Below are 14,626 nucleotides of genomic sequence, written 5' to 3'. Positions count from 1 at the left end.
TTGTCACCTCAGACCGTCAAATCATTTTCAGATTTAATATCAATAGCCTCTTTTAAAAGCATTTGGAGAACAGCAGCAAAAACGGCAATCACCATGGAGGCGAAAATCATGACCAACCCGATGACGATGATACCCGGGGCATCGTCTTTCTCCGCCATCAGATAAAATAGCGGCATGCCTAACACAAACAAGCTGCTTATTGTGATTGCACAAAACTTAATATTCTTTAAAGCTCGAACTGATAATTCAGAGAAGGCTTTGTTCTTATCAATATAATTTAACAGTTGAAAGGCTTGGTACAGGGCAAAGTAAAAAGGGATCGTCATTGCATACAAATCAATGTAAACGAGTTCGTTCATATAAGCAATATCCGGATACAATTCTGCTGCAAAGCTCCCAATCTCGGGCACCAAAAATATGCACATAGCAAGAACCGGGATACCAATAAGAATAACCGCTGCCTTTAAAAAGAGTGTTGTTCCTTGTTTCATAAAAAGCCCCTCACTTATCAGTAATTTTTAATCTTACTTTATCAGACGATTTATCGTTTTGCAATATATTATTACTGTTTTGTTTTATTTTATTATTGTTTCAATCAATTATTAAAACAAAAAAAGCATTCCTCGTTATAAAGAAATGCCATAGTCAGGTGGATCATGTATCGTTGTTCGACCTAGATTTAACATATTTAAGCTGTGCAACGATAATGACGCTAATGATAACCAGAAGGAACCATGAGCTGATCTTACTGAAGCTAACCAGCTGCCAGGTTTGGTGCTGGTCCGGGTATTTCCAAGCGCCGAAAAATGTGGCAATATTTTCAGCCAGCCAGATGAAAAAACCTACAATGATAAAAGCGAGCGTTAAAGGCATCCGATAGGTTGTCATCCGGACCCGATAGATGATCCATGTTTTCCAAAATACAATAAATACAAGCACCGTGAGCCACCAACGAAAATCAGGAATGAAGTGATGGGTAAAAAAGTTAAAATAGATCGCACCGCCTAGCAGCGCTGCAGGCGTTAGCCCAGGCCAGCCCGTCATGTCCATCCTCAGCCTCCGCCACACCTGGCACATAAAGCTTGCTACACTGGCATACATAAATCCGCTATAAAGCGGAACACCGAGCCATTTTGTGTACCCAAGCTCAGGGTATGACCATGATCCCATCTTTACCTTATATAGCTCAAGCGCCAATCCAATCAAGTGAAATAAACAAATGACCTTGATTTCATCCCTCGTCTCTAACCCGCTGCGGTACATGAGGTATTGCACTACAAGCAATATAAGTAGAATGGCATCATAACGATGAATCAATGGTACCTTTATTACGCTGGAGAGAGCTAAAGTTGCAAAGATTGACACCGGAAAAATGCAGCTCATCGCCTGATGATAACCAAAATGCAGTAATTGAAGTACATGCCTCAATTGATGTAACTCTCCTCCCTCTTCATCATCAGATTGGAATGCTTTTGTAAGCATAATGGTCAAATGGGCTAGGAAAAAGAGAAAAATAAATTGGTTAATTTGCATATTTTCAGATACGCTGCTGCCGGCCTTCTATACTGTATTCACATGAAATTATAGTTATCACCTTCGGAGCACACCTCACAAACTACGCAGAGAATCAATATTTCTCGTTCAAAAATCCCCGGATATCGGCATTCATCATTTCTTTTGCTTCAGGTGATGGGAAATGCCCGGATTCACAATAAATCTTGGTGTCTGCAAGATTCGGGATGATTCGCCTTGCCCTTTGAACCACTTCTTCTCCCGGGAAGAAAATATCCCGACTGCCGGTCAACAGCAGGGTAGGTGCCGTATAGTCCTTCAATGCCGCTTCGCTCACGCTTTCCGGCATATCTTGCTCCAACCGGACATGCGTGAAAATGTCTCCGATAATTTGTTTGTCGATTTCATCCATATGCCCAAATGAAAGTTCGTCCGCTATGCGCTGCAGGGCAGCTGCCGAAGAGGTCGCTTTATAGACAAGCAAAGGTATGAGCACGCGTTTAATCATCGTCCATTTCGAACCCATGCAGATGCCTGCCGGCGCCACCAAAACCGCACATGTTATACGTTCAGGGAGATGTGCAGCTAAATTCAGAATGATCCCTCCCCCGTAGGAAGCACCTATGAACGCGCAGCTCCTGATGCCATAGTGGTTTTGCAGATCGGCGATCCACTGAGCAAAGCTGCCATCCTTGGCGGACATTCTGGTTTCGTCACTAAATCCCGGATGCCCCATCGTATCGGGCGCAATTAACCGGTAAGACGAAAATAAGGGTTTGAACCACGATAAAGTCATCGGATTAATGCAATTCCCGCCTTGCAGAACGATAATCGGTTTGGCATCCCGAGGCCCTATCTCCAGTATGTGAGTTTTCCCAAAACTTGTGTCCACATAGGTGCGTGAAATATCAATATTCAAGCGCTGCAAGTAGTCCTCGTATTGGCCTAATATAGCTTCTTTTCCTTGTTGACTTCTATACATGGTATTTGCCATAATGTCCCTTCGCTTCATTTGGTAAATATAAAAAAGAAAAAAGAAGCCCGCTGTTGGCAGGCTCCTCCATTGTCCTATTCTGTAAATAGGGTTATTGATCAATACAATACCACTTTTTGGCATTTTATGCAATCCAATTTTCCCTTGGCGATGGCACACACATTGGCATACTTTCTAAAAATATTAAATTTTCTTAATTGTCTGTCTATTGTAAACGTTTTAGTTTATACTAGGGCTAGTCCAAGGGATCGGAGACGATATCATGCATTATTACTGCATCAATTGTAATAAAATTCATGAAAAAACAAGTTCTTGGCAGGAACTGGTCTTCACATCAGGTTTCGTATATGTTGGACAGGACAAAATGAATGCCGGCACCTGTAATAAATCAAGTGAAGAAACTAAGTGTCGAACTGCATAAGCTTTTGTCAAAACCAAAAATAACACCAATCAACCTAAAGAAAACACAAGATGTTACATGGGGGTTTTTTGTATTATTTCCTTATCTTATTTCTGAAAGGAAATTTTATGAAAACGCTCAATGATCAGCAATTAATTTCATTGTATCGAAAAGTACTGAAAGTAGAAGAAATCGATCAGGAGTTTGTTCAGCTCATAATAAAGGAGCTTTCAAGTAGAAAAATAGGAATACAATAAATTCCCTCAACCTCATTTTCCCCTCCCTGTTTACTTCCTATTGACTAGCCATTCCCGCATCTTATGTTATGAAGAGAAACGACTAGTAGCTATGTACTAGTCGTAGTCTAGAATATTTAATACTCCAATGTATTAAGCACCATTAACGCTACATCAACCACCCTGCAGCTATACCCCCATTCGTTATCGTACCAAGCAAGCAGCTTTATCTGATCGCCCTCAACCATCATGGAGATTCCATCAATAACAGCAGAAAACTCATTACCTACGAAATCAATAGATACAAGAGGTTCTTCCGTATAGCCTATATAGGAAGCGGAACTAGGTGATGCAAATTCCAAAATGGCTTTTTTAACCTCATCCTTGCTGACATTTTTAGAAACCTTTACTGTCAAATCTATCAGAGAGACATCCTGCGTGGGGACACGAATGGACAACCCGTGTATCTTCTTGGCCAGATGAGGAAGAACATCAATCAAGGCCTTTCCGACCCCCGTAGTAGTCGGGACAATCGACTGCGTGCAGGCTCTGGCTCTTCGAAGATCCATGTGAGGATTATCCAAATGCATCTGATCCGATGTAAATGAGTGAACTGTGGTCATCCAGCCATACTTTACCTGAAAGGCACGGTCTAGTATGTTTAGGACGGGGGCCAGGCAGTTCGTGGTGCACGAAGCAGCAGACACGATCTTATGCTTGGTACTGTCGTAGAGATGGTCGTTTACACCCATGACTACGGTGAAATCCATATCCTCGCCAGGTGAAGTAATAATTACATGAGAGGCTCCCGCATGAAGATGCTTTTGAGCTCCTGCTCTATAATTAAATTTGCCCGTTGCATCAATAACTAAATTGACCCCAAGGTTCGTCCACGGAATATTTTCCGGATCCCGCTCCAAAGCTACTTCGATTGCATGGCCGTCAAGAATCAACTTGTTGTTATCTATGAAAATAGGAATATCCCATATTCCGTGAACGGAGTCGTACTTTAATAGATGTGCTATGGTTTCTATTGGATAGATGCTGTTAATAGCTTTTAGCTGCAAGTTACGACTTCCTTGTTCACTCATGATTAATTTTCTTATGATTAATCTTCCAATTCTGCCCATCCCGCTTACGCCAATTCCGTTCATTTTCTAAACCTCCTCTTCCAGTGTATGGGCAGGCTAATTTCCTTGTTTTTTTACGTATCCCATTAACCCGTGTAACGTATCAATGAACGATTTGCCCGTTAAACGCCCTAATCCGCCATGAGCACAATCCATCTCGTTATATTGAGTAATATGATCTTTTCTGATTCCAGGGCCATAAATAAGTATCGGAACAGGATCGCCTGTATGCTCCCCGATTTCACATGGAGTTGAATGATCTGCCGCCAGCGCCAAGTATGCATTTTCCGGTAAGTCCTGCATAATCATTCCGACCATTTCATCAAACAGTTCGATTGCTCTCGTTTTTTCCAATGGTTCATTATCATGCCCTTTGACGTCCGGAGCTTTGTAATGAACATACACCATATCGCTTTCTGCAATTTCTTCGACAGCTAATTTAGCTTTCAGAACTATGTCCGTATCTATGTTTCCAGTCATTCTAGGATCAGTAAGCGTCTTAAAGCCGGCAAGCTTGGCAACACCCAGTACGGTACTTTCTCCTGCAATACAGCTCCCTTTAAAATGAAGAGCTTCAGTAACGGGCTCCAGCTTCGCCATCTGGCCGGCGCCTCTCGTTAATATAAAGTTCGCAGGTAACTTACCATTCTGAACACGCTCGATATTTACCGGATGATTCAATAAAATGGCATGAGCTTTCATTAAAAATTTATTAATGAGACATGCCGTTCGTTCGGCTTCCTCGGAAGAATCAAGCGGCTCTACTAAAAGATAGGGCTGACCGTCGTTAGGTGCCTTTGGGTCGGAATCGCTTACTTTGTCACTTAATCCCGTGCCTCGCAGAACAAGTACGGCCCGATGCTCCGTAGCCTCCTTGAAGAAAACCTCAACGCCTTCTTCTAGTACTAATCCGTTAATTGCCTTTGCAATTTCATTTGTTTTTTCACGAATCCGTCCTGCCCGGCGGTCAACGACAATTCCCTTCTCATCCACTGTAGCGAAGTTACACCTAATGACAATGTCGGTTGGCTTAATTTCCATACCGATACCCAGTGCTTCTATAGGCCCGCGTCCCGGATAATCATGTGGCTGATATCCGAATAAGATTAGATGCCCCATGTCCGTCCCTACAGGAATGCCGGGACTAATTAGATCCATAATGCCTGTAATTCCGTTTCTTGCAAGGCGATCTATATTTGGCGTATGAGCAAGTTCCAGCGGTGTTTTATTATTTATTGCATAATGCGGACGATCTCCTACTCCATCGGCAATGGCCAAAATTACTTTTCTATACAGCATGGCTTCCTCCTAGTGTTTATAATCCGAGTATTTTAAACCAGGTAAATAAGGACAAACTGATAACGGATGCTCCAATAAAACAAGTAATAATAGCATATTTGATTTGATCCAAGACAGAGAAATACCCCGTTGCAAAGTAGATAGTATTCACTTTTGAGTGAGGTGGAAGCGTAATGGTATAGGTCATAGTCATTGCAGCCGCTAAAGCGAGAATCACGGGATCCATACCTAAAGATTTAGCAAGTGCGATAAAGGCTGGAATTAAAATGGTAACTCTTACCGTTTTGCTTGTAAAAATGAGATGGCTGTACATGCTCAGGAATATCACCACAATGTAAACCAGCGTATGGCTCATTTGTTCTAAGCCTAATGCGCTAACCACATTTTTTATGATCCATTCTGCGCCTTTGGATTTGTCTAATGCATTACCTACAGCATAGGCACCTGCAGCGAAAACCATAAGCTCCCATTTGATGTTTGCTTCCTTCCAATTCAATAAGCCGATTCTAGGAAGAAGACAAAGGAGACCGGCAAGTACAGCTGTTTGTTCCGTACTAATTTCAAACCCAAACCAATTCTTGTGATAATCACCAGTAGCCCATAGAATGACGGTTACAATAAATATGATCGATGCTTTTTTCTCGTCTAACGAAAACTTACCTAACTTCTTAAGCTCTTCTTTTAAAGTCCCCATAGCGTTTTGAAAGTTGGATTCACCTTTAATGGAGAACAGTTTGATTCCGATAAAAAAAGTAATGATCATTGTAATGATTGCAGTGGGCATGGATGCCAGAAGCCAATCCATATAGCCGATATGACCGCCCGCTTGGTCATTGATGAAGCCTACAGCGATAATGTTGCTTGATGTAGCTGTCATAACACCCGAGGTGGCAACGGCATCCGCTTGGACCCCTTGAAGCATCATTGCTCTTCCCAAGTTGCTTTCACCTGGAATGGCCTTATATACTTCCAGCAATATTAGGCAAATAGGAACCATTAATGTTGCTCTAGCCGTCGTGGAGGGTACGAAGAATGCCAGAACAAAGTTAATGATAATTAATACTAGCAATGTCATTTTGGGTGTTCTTCCAAAGGTCGTGACCATCCAAAGGGCGAACCTTCTGCCGAGATTCGATTTGATCATGGCGGATGTCAGTATAAATGCAGAAACCATTAACCAAATAACATCGAAACCCAATGTCGCGAAAGCTACTTCCTGATCTTTGACGGCGCCAATCAATGGCAATAATAATATAGCCATCATAGATGTTAAATAAATCGGTATTGGAGTCGTGATCCAAAGGATCAGCGCCCCGGTAAATATAGCGATGGATTTTTGACCAACGGGTGTTAGTCCTTCGGGTGTTGGCATGTAGAAGAGAAGTAGAAAGACGATGATGGCAATTGGGATCCCCCATCTTTTCATTCCCTCTTCAAATTTGCTTTTTTGTTTCTTGGTTGGTGGCGGCGGTTCTTTGATATCCTTTTCAATAGACATGGAAACATCGGACATTGTGCTTCTCCTCCTCGGTTGCAATAGGTACTTATCACACTAATTGTGCAGTTCCTGTTTATTTAGACATGTATCTCTTTTACAATCGCTATAGTACGTTGTGACCTTTTCTGTATCTACTGTGTCAATCTCACAGCCGCAAAACTTGCATAGGATGACCCCTAATAATGGAGACATTGTCGTATTATTATCTATAATTTGAATCATACTCCCCTTTCCTAAATCTTTAAACTTGTTTCAGCAATACTTCGTTAACATCTGGTCCATATGCTCAGCAATATCGGCTAAAGACCTGGCCGAGCCGGATAATTCCCTAACTAACGATGCCTGTTGATTGATTCGCTTATCGTTGTTCAGGTTGTATTGTGTAGTTTCATCAACAACTCTTTTCACCTCCTCCGTAGCCCTCGATATGTTATCGCTCTCTCTTTTCATGCGCTCCAAGCTCTCATACATGCTAGTAACCTTTTCAGTTACGTTTCCAGCTTTATCCCGGATGGATCCTAGTACCGAAATAATTTGTTCTGATTTTATTTTTCCTACTTGTGCCTTCTCGGTGGCCATCTTCATTGCATTAACAGCAAATTGTGTCTGCAAACGAATATCGAGTATTACGTCAGATACCAACTGGGTAGAGAGAGCGGAATGTTCCGCCAGCTTTTTCACCTCCTCCGCTACAACTGCAAAACCTTTTCCGTGCTCTCCTGCCCTTGCAGCCTCTATCGCAGCGTTTAAGGCCAGCAGCTTGGTTTGGGAAGCGATTTCATTTATGGTTTGAAGAATGCCTTGAATCTTTTCCGATTGATTCCCTAATTGATTAATGATATTTGACGTATCAGTTATTGCATCATCAATTTCTTTCATTTGTTCCATTACACTTTGAGCTGACGCAAAGCCATTGTGCGACGCCAAAAGGGTTTCTTCAGAAGAACAAAATACTACCCCGCTATTGCTTTCAATAACTGCGATCCTATCTGACATATCTTTGATCGCTTCAACAGTTTTAGTAACCATTTCATTTTGTCTTTTACTCCCCTCCGATATAACCGTCGAATCCTCTCGGATCTTTTCCGCTGTTAGATCGCCTTCTACAGCAATGGCAAGAAGCTCCTCCGATGAGCTTGCCAGCAAAGCAGCACTCTCACTTGCGGTTTGAAACAAGTGTTTCAATGAATCCGTCATCGTATTAACTGAACCTGCAAGCAGTCCTAATTCATCGTTATTTCTAATCTCAATTCGCCCGACGTTGATATTGCCTCTTGACACAAGACCCGATACGTTAACAATTTGATGAATCGAATGAACCATATAACGAACCAAACGCCAACCCAAAATAAAAACAATGAGAAATAATAGGACAGCAATGGAGAGAATAGCGTATTGAGCATCACGGATCAGCAAGTATGACCTTTCTACTTCTTCAAGAAGGAGCGCATCCATGAGGTAACGAATTTCTTTGAGTGAATTTCTTGCAGCTTCAAATTGTTCATCATATTGGACAATCTCATTGACGATTTGCTGACGTTCCTTTATGGGGAGCAAGGAAGCTTTCTCAACTAGACCTGTTGTACTTTGCTCCCATTGATCAAATTGTCTAAAAAAATCTGCTATGTTATCAAACACATTTTTATGGGATTTTTCGGTTAGAATATTTTCGTACTTTGCCCGATTCTTTCCGAAAATCTCCTCACCCTCCAGGATCCGGCTGCGGATATTTCCCAAGTTGCTTTTATAGTGCTCCATTTCTTGCAAATATCTCTCATTCGGCAAGTCAGAGAATACGATGGTTCGCTGGTTCAACATCTGTTGATACAAATCCTTGTCGGCTCGAAGAATAAGTGAGCTTGCTTGGTATCCCTCCTCATACAATGTTTGAATGAGTTTTCCGGTTACGTGGTTCATGGCTGCAAGCGCTACACCAACCGATAAAATCAAGGCCAAAAGGGTAATTCCATACAGAACAAGCAATTTGGTACCAAGTTTCCAATCAGCAAGTTTCATATTGTCAGCACCTTTATTATTTAATTGCAAATTCATTATATGTCGGATATTATTATTAAACAATTTGATTATATTTGAGTAACCATTACATTTACTTATAGTTTCTTTGAGGGGGCTTGACCATGAATCTAACGAAACTACAAACGTTTATTACATTATCGGAGTGCTTAAATTTTACTGAAGCTGCAGAACAGCTATACTGCTCTCAACCGACGGTAAGCATGCAAATCCAAAGTCTCGAGCATGATTTGGGCGTTCCATTATTTGACCGAATCGGTAAAAAGCTTTATCTAACCAAATACGGAGAGCACTTTAAGCCATATGCAGAACAAATCGTAAACCTTTTTCAGTCCTCTAAAGAGCATCTTCATCAGCTTGAAAATTTGTCTTACGGCACGTTAGCCTTTGGAGCTAGTAATTTTGTGGGAGTCTACTTGATCCCGAAGATACTTAGCACGTTTTCCAAACAATTTCCTAATATTAAGATAAACATGAACATCACTTCTTCCGCTCAACTATTACAAATGCTAGAGTCCAATAAGCTCGAGTTTCTGGTTCTTTCGGATCAAATACAAATTGACGAAACGCGCTTTCAATACAGCACTTTCTATCAGGATGAGCTTGTTCTTATCGTGAACCCAATGCATAGACTTGCTGAAAAAGAAGAGTGTTCCGTGGATGATCTTTATGAAGAGGTTTTCATAATAAAGCCTGAAAAATCAGCAACTCGAATTTTTTTAGAAGGAATTTTCGGAGAGGTTGGGTTCACACCGTCGGAATATATTGAAATCAGTAATCACGAAGCAATAAAACAAGGGGTCATCCACGGACTTGGGGTATCCATCGTTTCTAAGTTTTCAATCATTCAGGAAATTAACAGCGGATTACTAGTGGGTGTTCCAATTCAAGGAATGAAATTTCAACGAGGCATTCGATACGTTTATAATCGAAGGAAGCATCTTTCCCCTGCAGCCAAACAATTTATTACATTACTTGATAACGCTTGCTTTTAAAATTGCCTTATAAATTTGGATGTAATGCAAAAAATGGACGCCCCGTTTTCAGGTTCGTCCACTTTAGCTCGATTGAGCAAGTTCTTCTAAGCTGGTATCCATTGTCTCACATCAATTTACTCTCATATGCTCCAAACGATTATCACCCATCCATGCCTGCGGGAAATACAGCTGATCACCCGCAAAATAAAGTGCAGTCGCGCGTGCCCCTGCCAATGCCTGTCGTCCCGTTCCGTCGATTCGAATTCTTTCGATCGAAGCCGTTCCGTGAATACCGAACGTGCCAGAAACCAAGTACAACCAGCCTTCTCTAAAGTTTAATGCCGAGATAAAATGGTCGGACGTATACACAGGAATCACTACCGTACCGTCCGGTTTCATCTTCATGATTTGCTTCCCATAATTTTGTAGGTAATATATCCACCCGTCGATGACGGTCATTTTGGTTACGTCTTCCTGAAGCTTGGTTTGCTCGGTGCCGTCCAGATTCATTCCATACAGATGATATTCGCCGGATACCCGCTGCACAATGTAATAGATCCGATCGCCATCGATGAAAAACTGGGTGACATAATCACCGACGGCAAGCGGCTCATCCCCCGTACCATCAAGCTTCATCCGATGAATTCCGTCCGATTTATAAATGCCGCCGCCGGTCACACCTTCCATCGGCTGAAAGGTTTGATGAATATAATAGATCCAGTTATCCTTTACTCGGATATTAGATATAGGGGAGGATGAAATCTGGGTTCTCTCCGTACCATCGGTTTTCATTTTGTATATCCCGTGAAGCTTATGATTGGCGGGGTCCGATATCGTATAATACAAAAAATCCCCTGCGATATTAATCGAACCTGCGTTATCGTTCGATAGCTTGATTTCCTCGCCGCCACTCATTGGGACTTTAACAAGCTTGCTTGGACCGTGGTACTTGACTTCCGGATTCATATAGATCCAATCGTCTTTCACAGCCAGCTGCCCGCCGTTCGCTACGTTGCGTGCGCTCCCCTCTTCCGCTTGCTGAAAAGAGCCTGCTCCGCAAGAGTTGATTCCGAAGCCGCGGCTCGCGTCCCAGCTTGTTTTCCAGCCGAACTCGTTATGCGTAAATCTCCAGGTCATCGGAAAATAAGTGATGTCCTTATAGAAAAGCACGGGGTACTCCTCTTTATCGTTATCAATCAAGGTGCCGTTCACTTTAACAGGAAACGGAACGGACATTGCCGTCCTAACGTGGCTGTTATCGTTGCTTATCGAAGTTAAATCCTGCTCAAGCGGTAAGCATGCGTTTACCTTCTCAAGGCTCAAGCCCTGCGTCGCGTCCCAGGCTACCGATATCCCAAGTGCCGATGAGTTATTCCATGTCATAGGGAAATAGGTAATATCTTTATAAAGAATCAGAGGATACTCGCTGTGCATTACATCCAGCACCGATCCGTTTACCGTAACCGGAAACTCAGGTATTATGACCTGTTGAGGCACGGAAGCCGCAACGGAAACGGAAGCCATTGGGGTGGAAGCTAAGGTGACCCCGATCAGCAGCACGCCTGCTATTGCTTTTGCCCGCATCATTATTTTCACTCCATGCACCTCTGTCACAATAAATTGTTGCTTTCACCCTTCAAACGAATTCGAAAGGTAAAGAGTTGCGTCCGGCGTAAAATAAGTATGCAATTGTTTTATGGAGTCTGCAATGCCCTTGCGTCTCGTCAGAAGGATAAAAAAACATCGCCCGTTTTTAGGCGATGTCTTTTGTGAACTCCGTCGCATAATAAGCCATGGCGACGACCGGCAAGGCGATCCCGATTAACAGCGCCCCTTCCCAGCCCCACGTTGCGTAAGCCCATCCCCCTGCCGCAGAGCCGATAGCGCCGCCTGAGAAGAAGATGGCCATATACAAACCGTTCAGCCGGCTGCGAATTTCCGCCCCTAATGAGAAAATCACCCGTTGCCCTAAAACCAGATTGGCGGACACACCCATGTCGAGTAAGATGGCCGCGACTACAAGGATAGGTACCGCCATTGCAGAACCCGTTGGAACCAGCAAGGGAACCAGCCCGGACAGGATGACGATGGCCAATGCCCAGCCTGTCGCCGGACGAACCCACCCACGGTCCGCCATACGGCCTGCCACCGGTGCAGCAACGGCCCCCATCACCCCGACTAATGCGAAAAGTGCGACCTCTAACTGGCTAAAATGAAATGTTGGACCTGTCAGTACCAGCGGAACCGTTGTCCAGAACAAACTGAACGTTCCGAATACACAAGCGTGATAAATGGCCCTTCGCCGCAAAGCCGGGGTCGTCTTCAGGAGATGCAGCATGGAGAGCAGCAGCGCCGGGTAAGCTGTGGCCGTCGAAGGACGCCTTGAGGGCAATGCCTTTACTAATACAAGAGCCAGTGCGAAAATCAAAGCTCCGGAGAAGAAATATACGGCGCGCCAGCCCAAATACTCCGCGATCAAGCTTGAAACGGGACGAGCGAGCATAATCCCGAGTAGCAGCCCGCTCATGACATTGCCCACATTGCGGCCGCGTAAGGCTTCAGGCGAAAGATGAGCCGCATACGGCACAAGGATCTGCGCTGCGACGGAACCTACTCCAATGACGAGTGAAGCGGTAAGGAAGAGAGCAGCGCTTTTGACCACAGCTGCAATTGTCAGTACGGCAGCTGTGACGAGTAAGGACGAAACGATCAGCTTGCGGTTCTCTAAGATATCACCCAGCGGTACGACAAATAACAAGCCGATCCCATAGCCGACTTGAGTCAGCGTAACGATAAGTGCAGCAGCCCCGGAGGACAGCCCGATGGCCGAACCGATCGGACCTACCAGCGGTTGAGCATAATAAAGATTCGCAGCGATAATGCCACAGGCGGCAGCAAGAAGAAATATCAGCGACGCCGAGACCGATTTCTCCGTGCTTGGTACGTTAGTTGTTTGCATTGTTTGCATAAAAAACACTCCTTTGCTATTCAGAATTACTTTTCGGAACAATCGTTCCAGAATGGGTAAAAAAAAATGCTTTACAGCATTTCCATCACCGTGTCCATCATCTGCCGTATCCTGCTGCGGTCACCCTGCACCTTCGCAACGATATTGATGCTATGATTCAGGTTTAAGAGCAGATAGGATAACGTCTTGATATCTTTATCCGGGGAAATTTCTCCCGTCTCCTGCCCATTGCGCAGCAGCTCATAGAAGGCTTTCTCCAGCTCGTCAAACCGCTCCCTGATCAACGCATTCAATTGCTCATCCGGCGAATCCATACCGACTGCCGCATTGGTAATAAAACAGCCCTTAGGCGATTCGGCGTCCAAAGCGGAATCGATATGCAGCTCGAAGTACTGCCGAATTCCCGATTTGGCGGATGTCGCATGGACTAGGATATCCCGCTTGGCTTGTTTCCACTTCTTGTACTGGTTTATCGCCTCAATATACAGCGTTTGTTTGTCCCCGAACGTTTCGTACAGACTGGATCTGCTTAAATCCATAGCTTTCAGCAAATCGGGAATGCTTGCCGCCTCGTAGCCCTTCTTCCAAAAAACGAGCATTGCTTTATGAAGCACCGCTTCTCTGTCAAACTCTTTGTAACGTCCCATGGCTCTCCCTCCGTCTCTATGGAACATTATACCTATTCGGGAACGATTAGTCCAGTATTTCTTTTGAGGGCGTGCATTGGGACAAGCAGAAAGGCTGCCATTCGGCAGCCTCTCTTCCATATCTATAACACAGTATGCTTCCGCTCCGCGGCCAGCTTTATGTAATGGTTGCGCTCCTCCAAAAATCGGGTCATATACCGGGTGAGGAACAGGCTTTCAGCGAATTTCCCCAGGAACCCCAGAGGAGCCTCATAATCAAACGTATCGACCATCAGCGTGCCTCCATCCTTCGGAGTAAACCGGTGCTCATGCCGGAATTGCTTGAAGGCGCCGCTGACCATCTCATCCACAAACCGATAAGGCGGCTCGAATTCGGTAATTCGCGCGGTCAGCTGCTGCCGGATGCCAAAATGCACAGCCTCCCAGGTGACGCTTTCATGAAGCTCGATCAGACCGCTCGTGCGTCCTCCAATCGCTCTTTCCCTGGTTCGGGCCGTTGACTCCATGTGGATGTCTATGCTTCTTGCACAATCGAAGCAATCCTGAATCGGAGCATGAATCCATATCGATCCTGTAATGATTGGCATAGGATCCTCCTTTCTTCAGATTCTCCAGCTGCTTCCCTGCTTCCCTAAGTCCAACTCCATTTCGATGATGGAATCCTCGTTATCCGCAATGATCTCTACGCTTACCTTCGTAACCGTCGTTTCAAACTCGTCAGCCAGCGATGCAACGGCATTCACGGCTTGCAGATAGGCATCCGTCGTATCGAGTCTTCCTACGGTGAGATGCGGGGTGTACCCCTTTTGCAGAAAAGGAGGCAGATGCGGCTTTAGTATACCGCCGTATAATCGACTATGTATTGCGGTAATCTCGCGGATTCCTTCGACAACGTTAAGCCCCCATTCCACAAGGTCATGCTGGGAAAAAA

General features: G+C 44.2%; 14 protein-coding genes. 2 read left to right on the top strand and 12 right to left on the bottom strand.

What is annotated here, in order from left to right; all coding sequences use genetic code 11:
• Positions 1–8: 8 nt before the first annotated feature.
• The 3 genes from QMO62_RS26695 to QMO62_RS26685 form a co-directional block, all read right to left on the bottom strand.
• Positions 9–491 (bottom strand): DUF2975 domain-containing protein, encoded by a 483-nt coding sequence (locus QMO62_RS26695; RefSeq protein ID WP_284645541.1) that lies wholly within the window; start codon positions 489–491, stop codon positions 9–11.
• A 163-nt stretch (positions 492–654) separates the two neighbouring features.
• Entirely contained in the window at positions 655–1,428 is a 774-nt protein-coding gene (locus QMO62_RS26690; protein WP_284646690.1) for a DUF817 domain-containing protein, read from the bottom strand.
• A gap of 199 nt (positions 1,429–1,627) precedes the next feature.
• A complete protein-coding gene (locus QMO62_RS26685; protein WP_284645540.1) occupies positions 1,628–2,629 on the bottom strand; it encodes an alpha/beta fold hydrolase in 1,002 nt (333 codons plus the stop codon).
• A gap of 348 nt (positions 2,630–2,977) precedes the next feature.
• On the opposite strand from QMO62_RS26685, the gene sda reads away from it, so the two are divergent.
• Positions 2,978–3,163 (top strand): sporulation histidine kinase inhibitor Sda, encoded by a 186-nt coding sequence (gene sda / locus QMO62_RS33455; RefSeq protein ID WP_369699116.1) that lies wholly within the window; start codon positions 2,978–2,980, stop codon positions 3,161–3,163.
• Positions 3,164–3,279: 116 nt separating this feature from the next.
• Here the strand turns inward: sda and gap are convergent, their stop codons facing one another.
• From gap to QMO62_RS26660, 4 genes are all read right to left on the bottom strand, one after another.
• The gene (gene gap / locus QMO62_RS26680) at positions 3,280–4,296 is read right to left on the bottom strand and encodes a type I glyceraldehyde-3-phosphate dehydrogenase (RefSeq protein WP_284645539.1); all 1,017 of its coding nucleotides are present in this window, start codon (positions 4,294–4,296) and stop codon (positions 3,280–3,282) included.
• Positions 4,297–4,329: 33 nt separating this feature from the next.
• Positions 4,330–5,571 (bottom strand): 2,3-bisphosphoglycerate-independent phosphoglycerate mutase, encoded by a 1,242-nt coding sequence (locus tag QMO62_RS26675; RefSeq protein WP_284645538.1) that lies wholly within the window; start codon positions 5,569–5,571, stop codon positions 4,330–4,332.
• 16 nt (positions 5,572–5,587) lie between these two features.
• Positions 5,588–7,084 (bottom strand): SLC13 family permease, encoded by a 1,497-nt coding sequence (locus QMO62_RS26670; protein WP_284645537.1) that lies wholly within the window; start codon positions 7,082–7,084, stop codon positions 5,588–5,590.
• A 237-nt stretch (positions 7,085–7,321) separates the two neighbouring features.
• Positions 7,322–9,121 (bottom strand): methyl-accepting chemotaxis protein, encoded by a 1,800-nt coding sequence (locus QMO62_RS26660; protein WP_284645536.1) that lies wholly within the window; start codon positions 9,119–9,121, stop codon positions 7,322–7,324.
• 86 nt (positions 9,122–9,207) lie between these two features.
• Here QMO62_RS26660 and QMO62_RS26655 point away from each other — a divergent pair, with 86 nt between their 5' ends.
• On the top strand, positions 9,208–10,098 hold the full coding sequence (locus tag QMO62_RS26655; RefSeq protein WP_284645535.1) for a LysR substrate-binding domain-containing protein: 891 nt from the start codon (positions 9,208–9,210) through the stop codon (positions 10,096–10,098).
• A gap of 111 nt (positions 10,099–10,209) precedes the next feature.
• Here the strand turns inward: QMO62_RS26655 and QMO62_RS26650 are convergent, their stop codons facing one another.
• The 5 genes from QMO62_RS26650 to QMO62_RS26630 all read right to left on the bottom strand — a co-directional run bounded on the left by QMO62_RS26650 (position 10,210) and on the right by QMO62_RS26630 (position 14,606).
• Positions 10,210–11,667, bottom strand: a complete 1,458-nt coding sequence (locus QMO62_RS26650; RefSeq protein ID WP_284645534.1) for a DUF5050 domain-containing protein — start codon at positions 11,665–11,667, stop codon at positions 10,210–10,212.
• 166 nt (positions 11,668–11,833) lie between these two features.
• Positions 11,834–13,039 (bottom strand): MFS transporter, encoded by a 1,206-nt coding sequence (locus tag QMO62_RS26645; RefSeq protein ID WP_284646688.1) that lies wholly within the window; start codon positions 13,037–13,039, stop codon positions 11,834–11,836.
• An 80-nt stretch (positions 13,040–13,119) separates the two neighbouring features.
• Positions 13,120–13,695 (bottom strand): TetR/AcrR family transcriptional regulator, encoded by a 576-nt coding sequence (locus QMO62_RS26640; RefSeq protein ID WP_284645533.1) that lies wholly within the window; start codon positions 13,693–13,695, stop codon positions 13,120–13,122.
• Between the two features lie 122 nt (positions 13,696–13,817).
• Complete coding sequence (locus tag QMO62_RS26635; RefSeq protein ID WP_284645532.1) at positions 13,818–14,282, bottom strand: SRPBCC family protein; 465 nt, start codon at positions 14,280–14,282, stop codon at positions 13,818–13,820.
• 15 nt (positions 14,283–14,297) lie between these two features.
• Entirely contained in the window at positions 14,298–14,606 is a 309-nt protein-coding gene (locus tag QMO62_RS26630; RefSeq protein ID WP_284645531.1) for a 2'-5' RNA ligase family protein, read from the bottom strand.
• Positions 14,607–14,626: the final 20 nt, after the last annotated feature.

The sequence above is a fragment of the Paenibacillus silviterrae genome, from assembly GCF_030167925.1.
GTDB classification, from domain to species: Bacteria; Bacillota; Bacilli; order Paenibacillales; family NBRC-103111; genus Paenibacillus_G; species Paenibacillus_G silviterrae.
The sequence above is the reverse complement of the archived record's forward strand: the minus strand, read 5'-3'. Positions and strand labels throughout refer to the sequence as shown.

Coding starts and splice junctions, on each gene's coding strand:
- QMO62_RS26635 (WP_284645532.1), bottom strand. CDS start 14,282: ATGCCAATCATTACAGGATCGATATGGATTCATGCTCCGATTCAGGAT.
- QMO62_RS26660 (WP_284645536.1), bottom strand. CDS start 9,121: ATGAATTTGCAATTAAATAATAAAGGTGCTGACAATATGAAACTTGCT.
- gap (WP_284645539.1), bottom strand. CDS start 4,296: ATGAACGGAATTGGCGTAAGCGGGATGGGCAGAATTGGAAGATTAATC.
- QMO62_RS26650 (WP_284645534.1), bottom strand. CDS start 11,667: ATGATGCGGGCAAAAGCAATAGCAGGCGTGCTGCTGATCGGGGTCACC.
- QMO62_RS26675 (WP_284645538.1), bottom strand. CDS start 5,571: ATGCTGTATAGAAAAGTAATTTTGGCCATTGCCGATGGAGTAGGAGAT.
- sda (WP_369699116.1), top strand. CDS start 2,978: ATGTTACATGGGGGTTTTTTGTATTATTTCCTTATCTTATTTCTGAAA.
- QMO62_RS26685 (WP_284645540.1), bottom strand. CDS start 2,629: ATGCCAAAAAGTGGTATTGTATTGATCAATAACCCTATTTACAGAATA.
- QMO62_RS26695 (WP_284645541.1), bottom strand. CDS start 491: ATGAAACAAGGAACAACACTCTTTTTAAAGGCAGCGGTTATTCTTATT.
- QMO62_RS26655 (WP_284645535.1), top strand. CDS start 9,208: ATGAATCTAACGAAACTACAAACGTTTATTACATTATCGGAGTGCTTA.
- QMO62_RS26670 (WP_284645537.1), bottom strand. CDS start 7,084: ATGTCCGATGTTTCCATGTCTATTGAAAAGGATATCAAAGAACCGCCG.
- QMO62_RS26645 (WP_284646688.1), bottom strand. CDS start 13,039: ATGCAAACAACTAACGTACCAAGCACGGAGAAATCGGTCTCGGCGTCG.
- QMO62_RS26640 (WP_284645533.1), bottom strand. CDS start 13,695: ATGGGACGTTACAAAGAGTTTGACAGAGAAGCGGTGCTTCATAAAGCA.